The sequence below is a fragment of the Glaciimonas sp. Gout2 genome (assembly GCF_035018905.1).
In the GTDB taxonomy this organism is placed as follows: domain Bacteria; phylum Pseudomonadota; class Gammaproteobacteria; order Burkholderiales; family Burkholderiaceae_D; genus Glaciimonas.
On record NZ_JASJXA010000007.1, the window covers coordinates 21,641 to 42,632 of the forward strand.

Here is a 20,992-nt window from a genome sequence, read left to right on the forward strand (position 1 = left end):
GTCAGGACTCTTTTTTTGCCAACAACGATAGTCACAAACGGAATAAAAGAACCACCGCCTCGGCAGCAATTCCCTCTTCTCTCCCCAGATAACCTAGCCGTTCGTTGGTTTTTGCTTTCACATTTACCTGACCCGCGGTAATACCACAGTCCTCGGCAATTCTTTCTACCATGAGTGGAATATGCGGTGCCATTTTGGGTGCCTGAGCGATCACGGTGCAATCAATATTACCGACCCCAAACCCAGAAATACTGACGCGTCGTATCGCTTCTCGCAATAATTTTCGTGAATCAGCACCGGCAAACTCCGCATCAGTATCTGGAAAATGGCGGCCGATATCGCCAAGTCCTGATGCACCAAATAATGCATCAATTATGGCGTGCAGCAACACATCAGCATCCGAATGCCCTAGCAAACCCAACCGATGCGGAATGGTGACACCACCAATAATCAATAACCGATCAGCGACAAGCGCATGGCAATCGTAGCCCTGTCCGATACGAAACCCTGGTTGACTGCTCATATTTTCTCCCTCAAAAAAATTTCTGCTAATGCAATATCGTGTGGCAACGTCACTTTAAAATTACGAGGACTGCCCTTCACTAACTTTGGCTGCAATCCAAGCATCTCAATCGCACTTGCATCGTCGGTGATGTGCAGCCCTTTCTTAAACGCGTTATCCAATGCACGATGCAACAAGCTATACCGAAACATCTGAGGCGTTTGGGCCGCCCACAATCCTGTGCGCGACACCGTTTCTGTGACCCGTGTCGTCAGCAGCTCTCGATCTTCTGCACCAACGTGACGGCCTTCATCACTGCGCTTCAGCGTGTCGACAACCGGCAAAGCCAGCAATCCGCCAACGTCATCATCGCGCAAGGCCGCAATCAATTGATCAATCAATGTCACCGTTAAACCCGGTCGCGCTGCATCGTGCACCAACACCCAATCGTCATCCGCTACATCGTCACCCATTACATTAAGTCCATTAAGGACCGATAGATGTCGACTTTCTCCGCCGTAATAAAGCAGCGTCACGCGCTCCTGCAAATGTGGCGCAGCAGCCATCAGGTCGGCGATATAGCCGTCCTCCGCACTGACTACCACGAATGTATGCGTAATCGCCGCACAGGCAACAAAGGTGTCCAGCACATGTCGTAACATGGCTTTGCCCGCCAGCGGCAAGTATTGCTTAGGATAATCGGCACCCAAGCGCGCGCCTATACCAGCTGCAGGAATCAAAGCGAAATTACGTGACGAATGCATGCGATTGAATATGGTGAAATTAAAAAAAAGAACATTTGGTCAAGGGTTGCGCAGGTCTCTCATCGACACATCACTTCCAGCGCGACATCTTTTAAAAGATCGTGTGCTTCTCTACAAGCTAACCGCAGTCGTGGTCAATCCACGCAGATTTATGAAGTTATTGTCGATTAGAAAGTTTCCGAACACAGCGCATAAATACCGCCTAACCCTGAGACGACCGCGCTGGCATCCCACATAATAAGGCTGACGAATAGACAATGGCGCCGTAGTTTATAATGTTGCACTGAATTTTAACTGTCAATACAGGTTAATTGTGGCTTTTTTGGCCTTCTCCAGTCGCCGCGTCGCTGAAGCCGATTATTATTATCCTTCACTCTCGCTGGGCTGGTATGGTCAAAGTCATGTCAAGAACGACACGACACTCTTCAGCTGGGTTGGAGGATGGGCAGCACATGCGCTCCGACCATGACCGCGTATTTTGTTCTTAAATAGGTTCCCACATCAAAACCAAAAGCCAGATGTACTTTGATCTAGATAAATCGCTGCCCAAACCGGGCGCTCGTTTCATGCTGCCAGCCGTCCATGGCTCAGCGGATGCTTACGCGTTGGCCCACGCTGCGATAACGCTGAAATCCCGGCAACAAATGTTGACAGTGATTGTCGCCAACGCCACCGACGCGCAACGACTCCTTTCCGAGATTCCATGGTTTGCCGAGCAGCATCAGAAGGAAACCGACGCTAAAAGCGGCACTAAGAGTGAAAACAGCGACACTGCGCCTAAGTTTCAAAATCGCAGCAGTTTGCGTTGCCATCTGCTGCCGGATTGGGAGACGCTTCCCTACGATGCCTTCTCACCGCATCAGGATCTGGTGTCGGAGCGCCTCGCCACGTTGTATGAAATTCAAAATGGGCATTGCGACGTATTGATCGTCCCGGCGACCACCGCTTTAGTGCGCATGGCACCGCCCTCGTTTCTGGCTGCTTACACTTTCTTTTTTAAGCAGGGCGAGATACTGGATGAAGCGCGCCTGAAATCGCAATTGACATTGGCAGGTTACAGTCACGTCACGCAAGTGATCTCACCCGGCGAATATTCTGTCCGCGGCGGATTGATCGACATTTTTCCGATGGGTTCAGTTCTCCCCTACCGCATCGATTTGTTCGGCGACACCATTGAGACTATTCGTACTTTTGATGCCGATACGCAACGTTCCTTATATCCGGTCAAAGAAATACGTTTACTCCCAGGACGTGAGTTTCCAATGGATGAAACTGCGCGTACTGCCTTTCGCAGTCGGTGGCGTGAAGTATTTGAGGGTGATCCATCCCGTTCAGCCATTTATAAAGACATCGGCAACGGTATCGCTTCCGCCGGTATCGAATATTATTTGCCGCTATTTTTTGATGGGACTGCGACATTATTTGAATATCTGCCAGAGAACACAACCTTCGCTTTGGTCGGCGATATTAATGACGCGATCATGCGCTTCTGGACCGATACGCAATCGCGTTACAAGTTTTTAAAATCTGATCGAGAGCGACCTTTACTTGCGCCGGAAACGATTTTTCTCAGTGACGAAGATTTCTTCAAATTGGTAAAACCGCATGGACGGTGGATTATTCAACAGGATGACGGATTAGCCAACGATAGCAACACCGAATCAGCGGTTACGGAATTATCCCAAGCAGCATCCTCTTCACCGAGTTTATCTGCATCTTTACCGAATATCGCCGTCAACCGACGTATTGATGACCCCCTTACCAATCTGCGTGCGTATCTTCTGCAAACAGGTAAACGGGTGTTGATCTGCGCTGAGTCAAATGGCCGACGCGAGACGCTTCAGCAATATTTCACCGAATACAATCTACCGCTGCAACTCTCCGAGAGTTACACCGATTTTGTCACCTCGTCCTCAAAGTTGATGCTGGGCGTGGCCCCGTTACACGTCGGGTTCGAACTTAACGATTTCGCCTTTATCACGGAAACCGAACTATACGCAGGCTCCGGGCGGCGTATCGGCAAGAAAAAACAGGAAGGCGCAACGCAGGTCGAATCGATGGTCCGCGATTTGTCGGAACTCAAGATCGGCGATCCGGTAGTCCACATTAACCATGGGATCGGCCGTTACATGGGACTGGTCAGCATGGATCTTGGTGAAGGTGAAACAGAGTTCCTGCATCTTGAATACGCCAAAGACACCAAGCTTTACGTGCCAGTATCGCAGCTCCACGTGATCTCACGCTATTCCGGTGCATCTCCCGAAGATGCGCCTTTGCACGCGCTCGGCTCCGGTCAATGGGAAAAAGCCAAACGCAAAGCCGCACAACAAGTGCGCGATACTGCTGCCGAATTACTGAATTTGTATGCGCGTCGTGCATTACGTCAAGGTCATACCTTCGAATACTCGGCCCATGACTACGCCACCTTTGCCGAAAGTTTTGGTTTTGAAGAGACGGTTGATCAAGCCGCTGCAATTAATGCGGTGATCGGTGATATGACCAGTGGAAAGCCAATGGATCGCTTGATTTGCGGCGACGTAGGATTCGGCAAAACAGAAGTCGCCTTGCGCGCAACGTTTGTCGCCGTGCTCGGCGGCAAACAGGTAGCCATTTTGGCGCCGACCACTTTGCTGGCGGAGCAGCATGCACAAACCTTTGCAGACCGATTTGCGGACTGGCCGGTTAAGATTGCAGAGCTATCGCGCTTCCGTTCAGGAAAAGAAATCACGCAAGCGATGAAAGGCATGGCCGACGGTACTATCGACATCGTCATCGGTACGCATAAGCTGTTATCGGACGACGTTAAATTTGCGCGTTTGGGATTGGTCATTATCGATGAAGAGCATCGCTTTGGTGTTCGTCAAAAAGAAGTACTGAAATCGTTACGAGCCGAAGTCGATGTCCTGACGCTGACAGCAACTCCGATTCCACGTACCCTTGGCATGGCACTCGAAGGACTACGTGACTTTTCGATTATCGCAACCGCACCGCAAAAGCGTCTGGCAATCAAAACATTTGTGCGCAGTGAAGATGAATCTACCATTCGTGAGGCCTGCTTGCGTGAGCTCAAACGCGGCGGTCAAGTCTACTTTTTACACAATGAAGTCGACACCATCCTGAATCGTAAGGCAATGCTGGAAGTCCTGTTGCCAGAAGCCCGCATTGCAGTCGCGCATGGACAGATGCACGAGCGCGATCTCGAAAAAGTGATGCGTGATTTCGTTGCACAGCGCTTTAACATCTTGTTATGCACCACCATCATTGAAACCGGCATTGACGTTCCCACGGCAAATACCATCATCATGCATCGCGCTGACAAATTCGGCCTGGCGCAACTACATCAGTTACGCGGTCGGGTCGGACGTTCGCATCATCAGGCTTACGCCTATTTGTTGGTAAACGACGTACAAGGACTGACCAAGCTTGCCCAACGTCGCCTCGACGCCATCCAGCAAATGGAAGAACTCGGTAGCGGTTTTTATCTAGCAATGCATGATCTGGAAATCCGAGGTGCCGGAGAAGTGCTAGGCGACAATCAATCTGGCGAAATGCACGAAATCGGCTTTCAACTTTATTCCGACATGCTCAACGAGGCTGTACGGTCACTCAAAAATGGCAAAGAGCCAGATTTGGCCGCACCACTCTCGACCATGACCGAAATAAATCTGCACGTTCCTGCATTGTTGCCTAGCGACTATTGCGGCGATGTCCACGAGCGTTTGTCGCTATACAAGCGTTTGGCGAATTGCAATGTGCAGGATAAGATTGACGATCTTCAGGAAGAATTGATTGATCGTTTTGGCAAATTGCCAGATCCGGCGAAAGCCCTGATCGAAACGCATAGACTCCGTGTGGCGGCCAAGCCGGTTGGTATCGTTAAAATTGATGCCCATTCAGAAGCGGCATTACTACAGTTCGCCCCGAATCCACCCATCGATGCCATGCGGATTATCGAATTGATCCAAAAGAATCGCCACATCAAACTCAATGGTCAGGACAAATTACGTATTACTATCCCCATGCCGGATTTGGCTGCACGCGTGAATCAGGTGAAGGCAACGATCCGGGCGCTCATTGGCTAATAACTTTTTTCAATTTGATTTAACTGTATCCAAAGTCCTTGAGGTTTTTAGGCCACTTGAGACTTTTATAATACTAAAGTTGAATCAATATCAAGTCAGGCTAATTAAAGTAATAAATCGACCACATTATTCAGTCGAATCAAGATTTCAACCAATATTATAAATACGGTTGAGATGTGTAGATGGATAAACGGATCAACGGATCAATTAGCAGGTATTAAAAAACACGTATTAAAAAATACTTAACAAAGCATTACGAAAGAATGACGACATGAATTTAATCCTGCAAGGCCTGAGCCAAGACCGCGCCGCCGCGACCCACATCGCCAATCTTGCAAGTGGCCGGCTCATAGACCTTTCAGCAACGACTTGGCGCTGTGAGGGTATCGCGATGTCGGATGCGCTGAAGGCTGAAATTGATAGTGCTTGTCACATAGCCAAGCTTGACTACGCGTTCATGACGCCAGAGCGTCAGTTATCCGATTTCAAATTACTTGCTATGGATATGGATTCGACGCTGATCACTATAGAATGCATCGATGAAATTGCCGACATGCAAGGTCTAAAACCACAAGTTGCGGCCATTACCGAGGCTGCCATGCGTGGGGAACTGGAGTTCAACGAAAGCCTGATTCGTCGTGTGGCCTTGCTAAAAGGATTGGATGCATGTGCCCTCGAACGGGTTTATGACGAGCGCCTTCAGCTGTCAATGGGCGCTGAAAAAATGCTAACAGCGATAAAAGCTGCCGGCATCAAAACACTACTGGTTTCAGGCGGATTTACCTTTTTTACTGCTCGCATTAAAAAACGTCTTGGCCTCGACTATACACACGCCAACGAATTAGAAATCGTCGATGGAAAACTCACCGGAAAAGTTATCGGTGAAATCGTCAATGCTGATGTAAAACAACGTACCGTAGAACGTATTTGTACCGAGCTGGGGATTCTGCCAGCGGCGGCAATCGTCATGGGCGATGGCGCAAATGACTTAAAAATGATGCGCGTCGCTGGCCTGTCCGTGGCGTTCCGCGCCAAACCCGTAGTACGCGCTCAAGCAAGTGTGGCCTTGAATTTTGTTGGTTTAGACGGCATCTTGCCACTATTGACCTAATAATCGCGCTGATCCGTAACTAAAAACGGAGAATCTGGTCTCATCGTCTAGTGGCTCGACTTACGCACACTATCATTTTGAAACAATTCAATGCAAGGATCGCTACGATGACACAAGAATTAGTATTCGATAACAAACTGAACTCTTTGAAAAATCTCGCGTGGTGGCTCTATCTATTCCACGGCGCTTGTCTGGTATTTTCTCTTGGACTATTTTCGTTTATTCCGCTCATTATTAACTATATGAAGCGAGAAGATGCCGCAGATACGTTCATCTACAGCCATCACAACTGGCAAATTCGTTCGTTTTGGTGGTATCTGGTCTGGGTTGCGGTTGGCGGCGTCTTATTTTTCACGATTGTCGGTATTCCACTGGCATTTCTCGTGTGGGGTGTCGCCTGGCTATGGAAAGCGTATCGTTTGATCAAGGGCCTACTCGACTTGAATGACAACAAGACTATGCCGATTTAAGACCCGCTTTAGCGCCCATGTCAGCATGGGCGCTAATATAAAAAACTTTAACCAAAAGACTATTCAGAATAACGACGGTTTTATTCAAGTATTCGACGGCAGCATGAGAAAGAGGCGGTGGACAATTTAAACGGACGATTTAGCCCGTTTTACCTAAAAGTCACTTTCTCGTCTTTGCTGGTTGCGGTGAGATTTTCATGACAACCAGCCCATGATTTGCCGCCATGTGGGGCAATTTTTAATCATTTCAGTTGATTTAGCGCCTGCTCTATATCTGCAATCAGATCCTGCGGATCTTCCAGTCCAATATTAAAGCGCACCAAAATTCCCTCTTCTGCCCAGTCTTTACGCATGCCTTGAATCCGATACGGGACTGCCAGACTATTCGCTCCACCCCAACTAAAACCAATCTTGAACAACTTCAGGCTATCAACAAAACGATCGGTTTGTTCTTCGGTATACCGCCTATCAAATAGTACGGAGAATAAACCGGCAGCACCGGTAAAATCACGCTTCCAGGTTTCGTGACCAGGACAATCGGCAAAAGCCGGATGCAACATCCGCGTAATTTCCGGCCGATTTTTGAACCAGGCGGCTACCGTGCGCGCAGCTGCATCATGCGCCTCAAAACGCAACTTCATTGTCGGTAAACTACGTAGCACCAGATAAACATCATCCATGCCGACGCCTAATCCAAGATTATTAAAAGCGATCTCAATCTTCTTTGCGACTGCCGGATCACGCGTAATCACCGCGCCCATCAATACATCCGAGCCACCGGACTGATATTTGGTCAGTGCATGCATGACGATATCAATGCCGTGATCAAATGCCCGAAACGCCAGACCAGCCGACCAGGTATTATCAAGCGCGACCAAAACGCCGCGAGCATGTGCGGCGGCGCAGATTGCTGGAATATCAGGCACTTCCATCGATACGGAACCCGGTGCTTCGGTCCAGATCAGCGTCGTATTCGGTTGAATCAGATCAGCAATTCCAGCACCAATCATCGGATCATAATAGCGTGAGGTGATCCCGAAATTAGTTGATAGCCAATTGCTCAGCACGCGATTGGAGCCGTACACATTATCAGGCACCAGAACGTCATCACCGCTTTTTAGAAATGCGAAGTCAACCATCGTAATCGCAGCCAAGCCACTAGGCGCGAGGCGACAATGCGTACCGCCCTCGATATCGGCTAGGCGCGCTTCTAGCGTAAAGGTGGTCGGTGTACCGTGCAAACCATAGTTATAAGCACTCTTATCGAGCCAGTCCCGCGCGCGCATCGCGGCGACATTTTCAAACAAAACAGTCGATGCGTGATATATCGGCGTTGGAAATGCGCCAAATCCTTGCGGAGCAACGTAATCGTTGTGAATGATAGAAGTTTGCAGTGACTTTTTGGACATATGGGATTACCCGATTGTTGAATTGATTATTGGCGCAATTACTGACCAGATTGCATACTTACATATTGGATTAATTACAGCCAAAGAGAATGCATTGATTACGACTTGCTTTACTAAACAGGTGAAGCTTGACAGGTGTGGCTTGAATCAGGCGCTAATCTTTAAACCAGGTTCAACCACACGCGTTTGAGCTACGAGCATAGCAACTTTTCCAGGTGAAGATAAAATGAATGATGCAATTCGCATGATGAATGTGACTTCGCTTCGAAATAATGTTGATTACAATTATTTTTTGGACGATTTTTTGCGTTCTTTGCTGGACTCAACTACCAACACAAAAGGCTTGGTAATCGCATCATCAATGGTTGACCAGGTGCCGCTGAATGTCTTGCCATCAAATTTGCCTGACCAGTCGCCAGACACGTCCTTGCCATTAATAGACTCTTCCATGATGACATCGCCACCGTCATACTCACCGGCCAACAATATTTGGGCAGATTGACCGGGAGCCGAATAGGTGCCTTGCAGCCCTTCGGTCGGGTCAGGCTTTAGCTGAAGATGCATTTCAATCGTCGCATCCCCCAACGTACCGCGGAACGACAGCGGTTGCGTGAAAAGGTCTGGTGTAACTTGCTTTTTTGCCGGTTGATCGACTGGAACTGAAACCGGAACGCCAGACATGGCCGAAAATTGCGGCGTCTCTGCTGCAATCGGTGCGGCAACTGCTAAGTGAGAGACTGTCAATAACGCGGTAAGTAAGACCGGAAGTAAGGATGTACACAACTTGGCCCTCCCGGCCGTCCAACTAACGTGATACCTCAACGTCATGCAGACGCCCACAGATCGTGCGAATCTGCAGCGGTAATCGTGACATCAACAAACTCGCCGACGACTAATTTTTTATGCGGCTCGTACGGCGGCTTGACATACACCACGCCATCAATTTCGGGCGCATCTGCGCTCGAGCGCCCAACACCACCACTACCATCGATTGAGTCGATCAACACCCGCATGGTTTTGCCGACTTTGGCTTTCAGTCGCTTTTTAGAAATTTCTTCTTGTAATAACATGACACGGCCACGACGTTCTTCACGCAGCTCTTCTGGAACAGGATTGGCAATCTCATTCGCGGTCGCACCGTCTACAGGAGAATAAGCAAAACAACCCAAGCGATCGATTTCAACTTCTTTCAAGAAATCCAACAGATATTCAAACTCCGCTTCGGTCTCACCTGGAAATCCAGCGATAAAAGTCGAGCGAATAGTAATGTCCGGGCACATTGCACGCCACGCCTGAATACGCTCAATATTCTTCTCGCCATTGGCAGGGCGCTTCATCCGCTTCAATACATCGGGATGTGCATGTTGCAGAGGCACGTCCAGATACGGCAAGATTTTTCCTTCAGCCATCAAAGGAATGATGTGATCAACATGCGGGTACGGATAAACATAATGCAGGCGAACCCACGCACCATATTGCGCAGCCAACTCACCCAGCGCGGTTACCAACTGGGTCATGTGGGTCTTGACCGGCTTGCCATTCCAGAATCCCATGCGGAATTTAACATCGACGCCATAAGCGCTGGTGTCCTGAGAAATAACGAGTAGTTCTTTGACCCCGGCCTTAAAAAGGTTTTCAGCTTCCAGCATGATGTCGGCGACTGGGCGCGATACGAGGTCGCCACGCATCGATGGAATAATGCAAAAGGTGCAGCGATGATTGCAGCCTTCAGAAATTTTCAGGTACGCAAAATGTTTGGGTGTCAGCTTGACCCCTTGCGGTGGGACCAAATCAAAAAAAGGCGCATGCGGCTTTGGGAGATGCTTATGCACCGCAAACATGACTTCAGTCAGCGCGTGTGGACCAGTCACTTCCAGCACTTTTGGATGAATTTTTTTGATGATATCGTCACCGGCGGCATCTTTTTTGACGCCTAGACAACCAGTGACAATCACCTTGCCGTTTTCGCTAAGGGCTTCACCGATGGCATCGAGAGACTCTTGCACGGCAGCGTCGATGAATCCGCAGGTGTTCACGATCACCAGATCGGCACCATCGTAAGACTTGGCAGTTTCATAACCTTCCGCACGTAATTGCGTTAGGATTTGCTCGGAATCGACCAACGCCTTAGGACAACCAAGGGAGACGAATCCAACTTTAGGGGCAACCGGAACGGCTACAGGAGTAACATTTGACATGATGGAGAAAATGGGGACGAAGCGAAGGCGCTATTGTACCCCTTCCGCTGACATGGACACCTTAGAACCTGTTTTAGATGAGATTTCCCTTTTTGTGGATGGAAAAATCTGTCTCATCTCTTCGTTCGAGGTGGTATTACCTCCTGAGAGCGCCACTTCAGCGACCACACTTCAGCGGCCCCACCTTTTATTATATTAACTTGTTAGGCGGGTAGAGCCGCATTACTCGCAACATGTTACGGACGCCTGTAAATGTATGCTGTTTTAGACACCAACCATCATTTTTCGTCTTTATCGGACGGCGGTGGGACAAAGGGGAATGTGCCAAACATATTTTTGCTTTGATTTTGCATTTTTTCCTGCATCTGAACAAATAATGTTTTGCTTTGCTCAATGTAGTTGCTCATCATGCCTTGCATCATTGGGCCCTGTACATTCATGAACTGTGCCCACATTTCAGGGCTAAATGGCTTACCTTCGTAAAAACCTTTAGAATTTTCAGTCAGCTTATTTTGAATATCGATGAATGCCTGGATATTTTTTTCCAAGTATGACCCCATCATGCCTTGCATGGCGTGACCATAATAGCGAATTATTTGAGACAACGCTGCGCTCGAAAACATCGGCGTTCCGTTGGACTCCTCTTCCAGAATAATTTGTAGCAATATACTTCGCGTCAAATCCTCATCACTCTTGGCATCAATCACTGCAAACTCTTCGGTTTCAAGCACTAACTGTTTGACGTCAGTCAATGTAATGTAAGAACTAGTCTGCGTATCGTAAAGGCGGCGGTTCGGGTATTTTTTGATCAGGCGCACAGAAATTTTTTTTGGTGTGGTCATGGGAATTTCCAGTTTATCGCGCATAAACGCATTTCAAATCAAGCATGTAAGTCAGCTCCCTCTTACACAATACAGTACACCGCTTGAAACGCGGTCAACTTACAGTATCATATTGCGCCAATTGCGCTGAGTTGTGGGATAAAAAGAAATAATGCAAGGCAACCGATGACGTTAGACTCCTTCTCACGCTAGTGTGAAAAGGAGTCTAACGGTACAAAAGACACGGATCACAGGGCCCGCGCTAGTGATACTCAACAAAAAAACGATAAAACATTGACGGCGTCAAACCTTTCGCCCGACCTCTCGATTGAGCAAAAAGCGTCACTTAGCCCATGTGCAAACCGCCATTCAGCGAGAAATCCGATCCGGTGGCGTAACCGCCCTCGTCAGACGCAATCCAGGCAATAATCGAAGCAATTTCTTCTGGCTCACCCAAACGTTTGACTGGAATTCCTGAAATAATCTTCTCAAGAACTTCGGGGCGTATCGAGCGCACCATATCGGTACCAACATAACCAGGAGAGACCGTATTCACAGTAACACCTTTAGTGGCCACCTCTTGCGCCAAAGCCATGGTAAAACCGTGAATTCCAGCCTTTGCAGTCGAGTAGTTGGTCTGCCCGAACTGACCCTTCTGTCCATTTACGGATGAAATGTTAATGATCCGTCCAAAACCACGATCTGCCATGCCGTCAATAACTTGTTTAGTCACGTTAAATAGTGAATTCAAATTAGTATCAATGACTGAATCCCAGTCTGCCTTTGACATTTTACGGAATTGACCATCCCGCGTAATGCCAGCGTTGTTGACCAGAATATCAACTTCACCAATTTCAGCTTTGACTTTGTCAAAAGCGACTTTGGTTGATTCCCAGTCTGACACGTTCCCTTCAGACGCGTGAATATCAAAACCTTGAGCGCGCATTGCTGCAAGCCAAGTGTCCTTTCGCGTTGAATTAGGACCACAGCCTGCGACCACGGTGTAACCATCTTTACAGAGACGAGTACAAATTGGGGTCCCAATGCCACCCATTCCACCTGTTACATAAGCAATTCGCTTGGACATTTTGTCTCCTCTTTCATTCAATTAACAAAAACCGATGCAGGCAACGCATCGCTAAAACTCCCTTGGGGGGATTACTATGCTGTGGAATTCTAGTGGTTGAATCTGGTTTATGAATTGTAGTATATTTCTGTCCGCGATAAGTTTGAATTATTATGAATTTAGTAATTTATTCAGCCCTTACTTTGACATAACGTCCCGGAGCTGGCTCAATTAATTTGTAAGTGGTATTACCTGGTTTGCGCGGTGCCGCCACTTTTTTACCACCGTTCTCAGCCAGGAACGCTGACCATTCAGACCACCAGCTGCCGGGATGTTCGGTTGCGCCGTCCAGCCACTTTTCTGCGGCTATACCCGCTGTTGAATTGGTCCAATAACTACGCTTATTCTTAGACGGCGGATTAATCACTCCGGCGATATGCCCGGAAGCACCTAATACAAATCGGTTACGGCTACCGTGCTTAGGATTAAGGAGTGTGGTTGATGCATACGCAGAAGTCCAGGGAACAATATGATCTTCACGGGAGGCATAAATAAAGGTTGGTGCAGCAATCTTTCCCAAATCGAGCTTCTCACCCGCCACCGTAAGCTTACCCGGCTCTTTTAGCGAGTTATTCAAATACATATTACGAAGGTAATAGCAGAACATTGGACCCGGCAAATTCGTGCTATCCGCATTCCAATACAATAGATCAAAAGCCGTTGGCTCTTCACCTTTCAAATAATTCGATTCGACATAATTCCAGACTAAGTCATTTGGACGCAAGCTCGAAAATGCTGATGCAAAATCGCGCCCCGGCATTAAACCGCCAGCGCCAATTTCCTGCTCGCGCTTAGCAATTTGTCCTTCATCGATATAGACATCAAGAATGCCCGTATCAGTGAAGTCAAGCAATGACGTTAGCAAAGTCAGACTTGATACTGGCTTTTCACCCCGCGCATACATGACTGCCAATGCAGAAGACAAAATCGTACCGCCGACGCAAAAACCTAGCGCGTTGACCTGATCCTGACCAGAAATTTCTTGCGCCACATGTACGGCCTGAATGCCGCCATCTTCGACGTATTGATCCCACGTGGTTTTTGCAGTAGACGCATCGGCGTTACACCATGAAATCAAAAAAACAGTATGACCTTGTTCAACCGCATAACGCACAAGCGAATTTTGCGGCTGCAAATCCATGATGTAAAACTTGTTGATACAAGGCGGCATGATCAACAATGGACGCTCATGCACAGTCTTGGTCAACGGCTTATATTGTATTAACTGAAATAAAGCATTTTCAAAAACTACCGAACCTTCTGTGGTGGCAACATCTTTGCCGATTTCAAAAGCCCCCTCATCGGTCTGCGATATTTTGCCTTTTTGCATATCGGCGAGTAAGTGCGCCATTCCGCGGGTCAGACTCTCCCCTTTGGTCTCGACCAACAATTGCTGTGCTACCGGATTGGTTGCCAGAAAATTGCTGGGCGACATGGCATCAATCATCTGCTGAACAGCAAATCCAATTTTCCGCTTGGTTTTCAACGGCGCATCGACAGCGTCGACTAAAGCGGTCAAATAATGCGCATTCAGCAAGTAGACCGCAGCGTTGTACGCATGCAGCGGATTACTCTGCCACGCAGCACCATTAAAACGCTTGTCCGGGAGGGACGGTGTACGCGCCGCAACCGCATCCTGCCACAATGCAGTGAGTTGCTCCGTGTACGATTTTTGTAGTTTTTCGAGAGATTCTGGTGCTAGTTTGATCCCTAGGTCGCCAAGCGCCGTATCGGAAATCAGCGGTGGTGCCAACGAATGACCAGGCGCAGAACTGAACCACGATAGCCATTTGTTCGGATCTGCAATTTGCGAAATGCCTTCTGACATATTCGGCGACACATTTTTAGAGAATTGTTCCAGCATTTGTTGTGACGCTTGCGACAAAAATGCAGGATCGAAGGGAGGAAATTTTGGATTAGTCATGCGGGTACCGTTGATTTCGCGTATTGTGCGGGATTGTCCGTTAGCCTAATTTCATTCTATGTATATCGTCGCTATTGCTTGGATTTACGTTGTCTTCATGATGTCAATTACAGAACAAACTGCTACCGCCGCAGTAATGACTTTTCTGCTATACGGCGTAATTCCTTTGTCAATAGTTTTATACCTGATGGGCACACCCCAACGCAAGCGAAATCGACAAAGAGCCGAACAACGCAAGAGAATGCTTGTCGAGAAGGATGCTGCCTTGCAAGTAAACGCTGAATCAGACGAACCAAAGGCCGATTCAACACAACTAGCAACACCAAAATCCAGAGAAAATCCGACACAAAAACTATAGTAAAAAAGAAGATTGAAGCAATTATTACCGTTGTGGATATATAACCAAACGAAGGATCAACAAGAGAATTGCGTCTAGGTTGCTTAAATAGGTTAAGCCACGCAAGTAGTACTGTAATTACTGTCCGAGCCGCGCTCAATCGGAGCGCCGCCATACGCCAGCATACGTTGATACGTTACGAAGGATGAGGGAGTCAGTCTTAATAGTCCCCGTAAAGCTTCTCCTGAGCCATAACTACAGCTAGAGCGCAATGCGCTTAGTAAAGTTTCGAGACAATCCTAAAAACACTATTTCAGCCAGATCAGCGAAGCGATGCGACCAGTAACTTGATCCCGGCGATAAGAATAAAACTGTCGGTCAGTAACGGTACAAGCACTGCCACCAGAAACACCGTGCACATCAACCTCACTCAATATAATGCGAGCAAGACTATAAATATTCGCCAGATATTTTCCTGGAGATTCAAAAATGGGTATGAAGGCGGAAGAAATCTGCTGCAAAGTTTCTGCCGATACTTTTCGCGCCTGAGCACTGTCTATAAATGCCGCGAGCACGTCCGCTCCAACCTCAAATTTTTGCGGCCCAATTGCGGGGCCAAGCCATGCGATGATTTCACCTGCGCCAGCATCCCGCATATGCGCTACGGTAAGTTCAAGGACGCCACCGACCAAGCCGCGCCACCCTGCATGTGCAGCGCCAACAACCCGACCTTCGACGTCACATAATAATACAGGCAGACAATCAGCAGTCAGGATGGCGCATACTCTCCCCGACTTTGTCGCAATGACAGAATCCGCCTCCACACCGGCAACGGCCCTATTTGCATCAGCCACTTGAACGCCATGAACTTGGGTCATCCAAAGAGGTGAAGAAGGCAAAAATGGCATCAACAAAGCCCGATTCGCCTCAACATCGGCCAACAGATCACCGACATGCGAGCCTAAATTAAGCCCACCGCCACCACTTCCGTCATCGTAAGGGGCACGACTTACGCCGCCGTCACGGGACGTCACCAAAGCGCCAACATTCGGTGGCGCACCGATCCAATCGGGAATAATCACGTTCATAAAGTGCGTCTATAAAGTGTTAATACGGGGCTTGGTTGAAGGACGCAATGACCATTGCGCCATTGCGCCCTTCAACTATGACGATAAGCTTTTCTCAAAGACTTATTTGCACAGTGTCAATCAGGTGCCGCAATACTAGAGCGCTTGATTAAATCAGCAAAATCATCCGGCAGCGGCGTGAACCATTCACACTCTTCACCAGTCGAGGGATGATTCAAGCCAAGCCGCGTTGCCTGCAAAGCCTGTCGTGGAAACGCGGGCATTAAATGCTGCTTGCCATATAACGTATCGCCAACCAACGCAAAACCGATCGACAACATGTGCACGCGAATTTGATGAGTGCGGCCGGTTTCAAGCTGGCAGCGCATCAAACTGACTGGGCGCCCATCCAAAAGCCCACTTTGCAGCCTTTCGTAATGCGTCACTGCGGTTTTGGCGCTGAGGCTTTCAGACACCGCCATTTTGATACGGTCCCGAGGATGACGCGCCATTGCGGCATCAATGGTTCCGTTAAGTTGAGGCGTGCCCCATACCAACGCCAGGTATTGGCGTTTTACCGTCCGCGCGGCCAACTGGCGAACCAGATCGGTCTGCGACTCTAACGTCTTCGCCACCACCATCAATCCACTGGTATCTTTATCCAGCCGATGCACAATCCCGGCACGCGGCACGCCAGCTAATTCTGGCCAGCGATACAGCAAACCGTTCAATAGCGTTCCCGACCAATTGCCAGCGGCAGGATGCACCACTAGTCCCGCCGGTTTGTCGATCACGATAATATCGTCGTCTTCGTATATCACCGAAAGCGCCATTTCTTCTGGCGTATAAGCATGCTCATCCGGTGCCGGTTGCGGCTGCACGATTACGGTCTCGTCGCCGAAAGCAATCATTTTGGTCGTGGCAACCTTGCCATCGACACTAACATGACCTGCTTCCATCCATTGTTGGATCCGGCTACGGGAAAATTGGGGAATCTGACTTGAAATAACCTTATCAAGTCGGGTTCCACACACCTGAGGCGTCAATATCAAGACGATTGGCGCAGCGGTATTTACCGCTACCTCAATTTCTTCGCTATCATCGATATCGGCTTCAAATTCTATTTCCGTAGGGTTTTCAGCCAAATTTGGCTTTGTAAATGACGTCACTGCAAGTCCCATCGGCTATAATCTATCAATTGTTTACACGCATTCTTGCGAACCACCATGCAAAAAAAACTCTCCACACTAGCTGCTGTCGCATTCGCTCTCTCATTATCGGCATGTGGCCTACTGCCCGACAAGGTCGATGAAACCGCAAACTGGTCTGCTCCCAGATTATACTCGGAGGCAAAGGATGAAATGAGTAGTGGTGGTTACGATAAAGCAATTTCATACTTTGAAAAGCTGGAATCGCGCTACCCATTCGGCACCTACGCCCAACAAGCACAGATGGATATCGCTTATGCGCACTACCGGCAGGGTGAACAGCCAGAGGCGCTTGCGGCCATTGACCGCTTCATTAAATTGCATCCAAATCATCCAAACGTAGACTATATGTACTATTTACGTGGCCTGGTTAACTTTAATGACAAGGTCAGTATCTTTGATTTCTTGTCAAAAGAAGATGCCACCGAACGCGATCCTAAAGCAGCCCGCGACGCTTTTGATGCTTTTAAGCAAGTCGTCGAGCGCTTTCCAGATAGTACTTATGCGCCGGATTCGCTAACGCGCATGAAGTACCTGGTTAATGCGATGGCCCAATACGATGTCCACGTAGCAAACTATTACTTACGCCGCGGTGCTTATGTCGCAGCAGCGAACCGTGCCCAAAGTGCAGTACAAGAATATCGCGATGCCCCCGCCGTTCAGGAAGCCCTTTACATTATGGTACGGTCCTACGATGCGCTGGGAATGAAAGAATTGCGTGACGATGCTGCGCGCGTTCTGCAAAAAAACTACCCTGATAGCGTTTATTACAAGGGTGGCCCAGTCGCCGAGAAGAAACCTTGGTGGAAAATCTGGTAAGCGAATCGCTCATGGAGCCATAATTGACGATCAAATCAAAAAACCTCGCAATGCGAGGTTTTTTGTTGTGTAATCGTCTCTATCCTGTTTTGATCCCGAGAAAATTTGGCGCATTAAACTTCGAATCTTGCGTATTTTGCCATACTGACGGACGGTGCCAGATAAGAAAAAGTATTGATACACGTTATAAAATAAGTATAGCGATCAGGATATTATGGACATTTGCGCCCATTCCATCGTTTTAATAGCATCAACTCGATACAAACTTTGCAAAAACTGTTGTGTCGCCAATTCCCACGAATAGGTCAGCGCATGCTCGCGTACCTGATGTCGATCCAGCCGAAGCGCCTGAATACACGCACGCCTTAAGTCAAACTCCAGACTCCCCGATACACCGTCCCTCACCACATCGATCGGTCCACACACTGGATATGCTGCAATAGGGACACCGCAAGCCATTGCTTCCAGCATGACCAATCCAAACGTATCTGTTTCGCTTGGAAACACCAATACGTCGGCACAGTTGTAATAGGCGCTTAATTCCTGATGTAATTTACTACCCAAAAAGTGCGTATCCGGGTAGCGTAGCTGCAACTCTTCACGCATTGGACCATCGCCAATAATCCACTTACTGCCAGGTAAATCAGCATCTAAAAATGCTGCTATATTTTTTTCGATCGCCACTCTTCCAACATATAAATATAAAGGCCGTTGAATACACGATCGATCCTGCTCGATGCATTGGAATCGCTCTGTGTCAACTCCGCGTCCCCACAGCACCAAACGCCTAAATCCGCGCTTTTGCAGTGCGGCTATCATATGCGGGGTCGGTACCATCACCGCCTTGGACGGCCAGTGAAACCAGCGCAACCATCGATAGGTCACCGCCTTTGGCATCATCGCGCGCGCACTCAGATATTCAGGAAAGCGCGTGTGATATGCCGTGGTAAATCCTATTTTGTGACGCAAACAAAAACGTCTGGCCGCCAACCCCATCGGGCCTTCGGTCGAGATGTGTAGGCAATCGGGCTGAAAATCGCGCAACGAAGCAGCCACTCGCCGATAAGGCTTATAGGCTAATCGGATTTCTGGATAAGTAGGACAAGCGAACGTGGCAGCATCGTCGGGAGTGAGCAATAAGACCTCATGACCGATATTGCGCAAGCATCGACAGGTTTCTTGCAACGTATTGACGACACCATTAATTTGCGTAAGAGAAGCGTCCGCTATGATGGCAATTCGCATAGCTCTCCAACATTGGCGCTGGCTATTGCACTCTTCTGTCCCACGATTTCTTGCCACGACACTAAACGCAACGTACCGCTGGCGTCCTCTACCAATGCGGTTAAACTCTCCACCCAATCGCCGTCGTTGCAATAAGTGATCCCATTGATCTCACGCATTTCAGGCTTATGAATATGTCCACAAATGACGCCATCAAGGCCCTTTTTGGCTGCTTCTGCTGCTAAAGCATTTTCAAAAGAAGAAATATAATTCACTGCATTTTTTACTTTAAGCTTTAAATATTGGGATAGCGACCAATAAGGTAATCCCGCTCGAGCACGCCAGCCATTGAACCACTGGTTAAACTTGAGAATCACTGTGTACAAACTATCACCGACATACGCCAACCATTTAGCGCAGGAAATAACGCCATCAAAGCGATCTCCATGCAGCACCAGAAACCGCTTTCCTTTGGCGGTGGTATGTATCAACTCATCGCGTATTTTGATACCGCCAAAATCAAGATCGATGAATTGACGGATCGCTTCGTCGTGATTGCCAGGAACAAAAATAACTTCAGTCCCCTTTCGTGCTTTTTTTAATACCGTTTGAACGACGTTATTATGCGCTTGATCCCAATACCAGCGCCGCTTCAATTGCCAACCATCTATGATATCGCCAACCAGATAGAGCGTCTCCGATTCAGTCGCCCGTAAAAATTCCAGTAAGCGCTTCGCCTGACATCCGGTTGTCCCAAGATGCACATCAGAAATCCAGATCGCCCTGAAGCGAATTGGTTCGCGTTTGATATCCGTACCTGAACCAGAAAATCCGCTGCTCAGAAAGCGTTCGCTTGGTTTCATCCTGGACTCATTTCTTTGCGATAATGACGTGCATAACGACTATCAAGTCTGGCTAACGGCAATAACAGGAAAAAATCGGCAGAATGAAAGTCAGGGTCCCAGGCCGGTTCACCACAAACCCATGCACCACTGCGTAAATATCCCTTTAAAAGCGGTGGCATAATCGGCACATGCCCGGGTTCGCGTTCATAAACCGAGAACGGCGTAATTGGCGTAACCCGATACTCTGGAGGAGAGAAATTCTCGTCGGTCATAGAGTGATACAAAGCCACAGCATTATGGCCCCCGTCAGCAAGGCTAACGCTGACGCATCCCATCAAATAGTCGCAACGTTCACGCCGCATATACGCCGCTAATCCCGCCCACAAAAGCATGATGACACTGCCACTACGATAGTCGGGATGTATGCAAGCGCGCCCTGCTTCGGCAAGGTGATTGCGTAAATGGTCGAGCCGACCCAGATCGAATTCCTTTTCAGAGTAGTAAGAACCCATGCGACGCGACGCATGCGGACTCATCACGCGATATGTGCCAACTACGCGCAAGGTTTTGTTGTCACGGACAATCAGGTGATCGCAGTAAGCGTCAAATTCATCGACATCAAGGCCGTCTACATTCACCAGCGCAGACAAACTAAATGCCTCAACAAAAACTTTATACCGCAAGCGTTGCACTTCCCGTATTTCTTCCTGTGTGGTGGCAATACTCACCGTTAGCTTGGGAAAAATCGGGTTTGCATCGCGGGGTATGGTCAATAAACGCATGCATTGTCCTTTTTAGATGTTGACAATGCCAGAGTAACGAGCGATTACTTCAGGAAAATGACACATTTATGTCTGTTTGATGACTTGGCAACAGTATTTAAAATGCTCCGTGAAGACGTGCTAAACGACTTTCTTTCGTCTTCAATATTCAATAATTCAGTCCCACAGATCACCAATTTGCGGACGTCGGTCGATTTACCCGCTCCAGCCAGCAGCTCTTGTATTGATAGCCGACCTGACGTAAGCCATAACGACAAGATACTTCTTATCGCCACTGGTCAATTGATGGGTTAAGGCCCGACC

Annotated in this window: 18 protein-coding genes; 5 read left to right on the top strand and 13 right to left on the bottom strand. The window is 48.4% G+C overall.

Annotation, left to right across the window (positions count from 1 at the left end; translation table 11 throughout):
- Positions 1 to 31: 31 nt before the first annotated feature.
- On the bottom strand, positions 32 to 523 hold the full coding sequence (gene ispF / locus QN379_RS07005) for a 2-C-methyl-D-erythritol 2,4-cyclodiphosphate synthase (protein ID WP_323506333.1): 492 nt from the start codon (positions 521 to 523) through the stop codon (positions 32 to 34).
- Positions 520 to 1,266 carry a 2-C-methyl-D-erythritol 4-phosphate cytidylyltransferase gene (ispD, locus tag QN379_RS07010; RefSeq protein WP_322238025.1) on the bottom strand — a complete coding sequence of 249 codons (747 nt, stop codon included), beginning with the start codon at positions 1,264 to 1,266 and terminating at the stop codon, positions 520 to 522. The genes ispF and ispD overlap by 4 nt, the downstream gene beginning before the upstream one ends.
- A gap of 518 nt (positions 1,267 to 1,784) precedes the next feature.
- Here ispD and mfd point away from each other — a divergent pair.
- The 3 genes from mfd to QN379_RS07025 all read left to right on the top strand — a co-directional run bounded on the left by mfd (position 1,785) and on the right by QN379_RS07025 (position 6,929).
- Entirely contained in the window at positions 1,785 to 5,348 is a 3,564-nt protein-coding gene (gene mfd / locus QN379_RS07015) for a transcription-repair coupling factor (RefSeq protein ID WP_323506334.1), read from the top strand.
- A gap of 271 nt (positions 5,349 to 5,619) precedes the next feature.
- Complete coding sequence (serB, locus tag QN379_RS07020; protein ID WP_323506335.1) at positions 5,620 to 6,459, top strand: phosphoserine phosphatase SerB; 840 nt, start codon at positions 5,620 to 5,622, stop codon at positions 6,457 to 6,459.
- Between the two features lie 107 nt (positions 6,460 to 6,566).
- Positions 6,567 to 6,929 (top strand): DUF4870 family protein, encoded by a 363-nt coding sequence (locus QN379_RS07025; protein ID WP_322238019.1) that lies wholly within the window; start codon positions 6,567 to 6,569, stop codon positions 6,927 to 6,929.
- A 242-nt stretch (positions 6,930 to 7,171) separates the two neighbouring features.
- Here QN379_RS07025 and QN379_RS07030 read toward each other — a convergent pair whose 3' ends face one another.
- The 6 genes from QN379_RS07030 to phaC form a co-directional block, all read right to left on the bottom strand.
- Positions 7,172 to 8,338, bottom strand: coding sequence for a cystathionine beta-lyase (locus QN379_RS07030; RefSeq protein ID WP_322238017.1), 1,167 nt, complete (start codon positions 8,336 to 8,338; stop codon positions 7,172 to 7,174).
- A 285-nt stretch (positions 8,339 to 8,623) separates the two neighbouring features.
- The gene (locus QN379_RS07035; protein ID WP_323506336.1) at positions 8,624 to 9,121 is read right to left on the bottom strand and encodes a hypothetical protein; all 498 of its coding nucleotides are present in this window, start codon (positions 9,119 to 9,121) and stop codon (positions 8,624 to 8,626) included.
- Positions 9,122 to 9,162: 41 nt separating this feature from the next.
- A complete protein-coding gene (gene rimO / locus QN379_RS07040) occupies positions 9,163 to 10,536 on the bottom strand; it encodes a 30S ribosomal protein S12 methylthiotransferase RimO (protein WP_322238013.1) in 1,374 nt (457 codons plus the stop codon).
- A gap of 278 nt (positions 10,537 to 10,814) precedes the next feature.
- Complete coding sequence (phaR, locus tag QN379_RS07045; RefSeq protein WP_322238011.1) at positions 10,815 to 11,378, bottom strand: polyhydroxyalkanoate synthesis repressor PhaR; 564 nt, start codon at positions 11,376 to 11,378, stop codon at positions 10,815 to 10,817.
- 325 nt (positions 11,379 to 11,703) lie between these two features.
- Entirely contained in the window at positions 11,704 to 12,444 is a 741-nt protein-coding gene (locus QN379_RS07050; protein WP_322238009.1) for a 3-ketoacyl-ACP reductase, read from the bottom strand.
- Between the two features lie 166 nt (positions 12,445 to 12,610).
- Positions 12,611 to 14,347: a class I poly(R)-hydroxyalkanoic acid synthase gene (gene phaC, locus QN379_RS07055; protein WP_322240618.1), complete on the bottom strand. Its 1,737-nt coding sequence runs from the start codon at positions 14,345 to 14,347 to the stop codon at positions 12,611 to 12,613.
- Positions 14,348 to 14,465: 118 nt separating this feature from the next.
- Between phaC and QN379_RS07060 the strand changes: the two genes are divergently transcribed.
- Entirely contained in the window at positions 14,466 to 14,765 is a 300-nt protein-coding gene (locus tag QN379_RS07060; RefSeq protein WP_322238007.1) for a hypothetical protein, read from the top strand.
- Positions 14,766 to 15,052: 287 nt separating this feature from the next.
- On the opposite strand, the gene pgeF is transcribed toward QN379_RS07060, so the two are convergent.
- Together pgeF and QN379_RS07070 are read right to left on the bottom strand one after the other, a co-directional pair.
- Positions 15,053 to 15,832 carry a peptidoglycan editing factor PgeF gene (gene pgeF, locus QN379_RS07065; RefSeq protein ID WP_323506337.1) on the bottom strand — a complete coding sequence of 260 codons (780 nt, stop codon included), beginning with the start codon at positions 15,830 to 15,832 and terminating at the stop codon, positions 15,053 to 15,055.
- Between the two features lie 116 nt (positions 15,833 to 15,948).
- Positions 15,949 to 16,992, bottom strand: coding sequence for an RluA family pseudouridine synthase (locus tag QN379_RS07070; protein ID WP_322238003.1), 1,044 nt, complete (start codon positions 16,990 to 16,992; stop codon positions 15,949 to 15,951).
- 45 nt (positions 16,993 to 17,037) lie between these two features.
- Here QN379_RS07070 and QN379_RS07075 point away from each other — a divergent pair, with 45 nt between their 5' ends.
- The gene (locus QN379_RS07075; RefSeq protein WP_322238001.1) at positions 17,038 to 17,838 is read left to right on the top strand and encodes an outer membrane protein assembly factor BamD; all 801 of its coding nucleotides are present in this window, start codon (positions 17,038 to 17,040) and stop codon (positions 17,836 to 17,838) included.
- A 204-nt stretch (positions 17,839 to 18,042) separates the two neighbouring features.
- Here the strand turns inward: QN379_RS07075 and QN379_RS07080 are convergent, their stop codons facing one another.
- Genes QN379_RS07080 through QN379_RS07090 form a run of 3 tightly spaced genes read right to left on the bottom strand, consistent with a single transcriptional unit; the run spans position 18,043 to position 20,689 of the window.
- Positions 18,043 to 19,083, bottom strand: coding sequence for a glycosyltransferase family 1 protein (locus QN379_RS07080; protein WP_322237999.1), 1,041 nt, complete (start codon positions 19,081 to 19,083; stop codon positions 18,043 to 18,045).
- The gene (locus QN379_RS07085) at positions 19,065 to 19,925 is read right to left on the bottom strand and encodes a UDP-2,3-diacylglucosamine diphosphatase (protein ID WP_322237997.1); all 861 of its coding nucleotides are present in this window, start codon (positions 19,923 to 19,925) and stop codon (positions 19,065 to 19,067) included. The genes QN379_RS07080 and QN379_RS07085 overlap by 19 nt, the downstream gene beginning before the upstream one ends.
- A complete protein-coding gene (locus tag QN379_RS07090; RefSeq protein ID WP_322237996.1) occupies positions 19,922 to 20,689 on the bottom strand; it encodes a GNAT family N-acetyltransferase in 768 nt (255 codons plus the stop codon). The genes QN379_RS07085 and QN379_RS07090 overlap by 4 nt, the downstream gene beginning before the upstream one ends.
- Positions 20,690 to 20,992 lie beyond the last annotated feature (303 nt).

Coding starts and splice junctions, on each gene's coding strand:
- QN379_RS07030 (WP_322238017.1), bottom strand. CDS start 8,338: ATGTCCAAAAAGTCACTGCAAACTTCTATCATTCACAACGATTACGTT.
- QN379_RS07025 (WP_322238019.1), top strand. CDS start 6,567: ATGACACAAGAATTAGTATTCGATAACAAACTGAACTCTTTGAAAAAT.
- QN379_RS07060 (WP_322238007.1), top strand. CDS start 14,466: ATGTATATCGTCGCTATTGCTTGGATTTACGTTGTCTTCATGATGTCA.
- rimO (WP_322238013.1), bottom strand. CDS start 10,536: ATGTCAAATGTTACTCCTGTAGCCGTTCCGGTTGCCCCTAAAGTTGGA.
- phaC (WP_322240618.1), bottom strand. CDS start 14,347: ATGCTGGAACAATTCTCTAAAAATGTGTCGCCGAATATGTCAGAAGGC.
- QN379_RS07070 (WP_322238003.1), bottom strand. CDS start 16,992: ATGGGACTTGCAGTGACGTCATTTACAAAGCCAAATTTGGCTGAAAAC.
- phaR (WP_322238011.1), bottom strand. CDS start 11,378: ATGACCACACCAAAAAAAATTTCTGTGCGCCTGATCAAAAAATACCCG.
- QN379_RS07080 (WP_322237999.1), bottom strand. CDS start 19,083: ATGCGAATTGCCATCATAGCGGACGCTTCTCTTACGCAAATTAATGGT.
- QN379_RS07075 (WP_322238001.1), top strand. CDS start 17,038: ATGCAAAAAAAACTCTCCACACTAGCTGCTGTCGCATTCGCTCTCTCA.
- ispF (WP_323506333.1), bottom strand. CDS start 523: ATGAGCAGTCAACCAGGGTTTCGTATCGGACAGGGCTACGATTGCCAT.
- QN379_RS07090 (WP_322237996.1), bottom strand. CDS start 20,689: ATGCGTTTATTGACCATACCCCGCGATGCAAACCCGATTTTTCCCAAG.
- mfd (WP_323506334.1), top strand. CDS start 1,785: ATGTACTTTGATCTAGATAAATCGCTGCCCAAACCGGGCGCTCGTTTC.
- QN379_RS07085 (WP_322237997.1), bottom strand. CDS start 19,925: ATGAAACCAAGCGAACGCTTTCTGAGCAGCGGATTTTCTGGTTCAGGT.
- QN379_RS07050 (WP_322238009.1), bottom strand. CDS start 12,444: ATGTCCAAGCGAATTGCTTATGTAACAGGTGGAATGGGTGGCATTGGG.
- pgeF (WP_323506337.1), bottom strand. CDS start 15,832: ATGAACGTGATTATTCCCGATTGGATCGGTGCGCCACCGAATGTTGGC.
- serB (WP_323506335.1), top strand. CDS start 5,620: ATGAATTTAATCCTGCAAGGCCTGAGCCAAGACCGCGCCGCCGCGACC.
- ispD (WP_322238025.1), bottom strand. CDS start 1,266: ATGCATTCGTCACGTAATTTCGCTTTGATTCCTGCAGCTGGTATAGGC.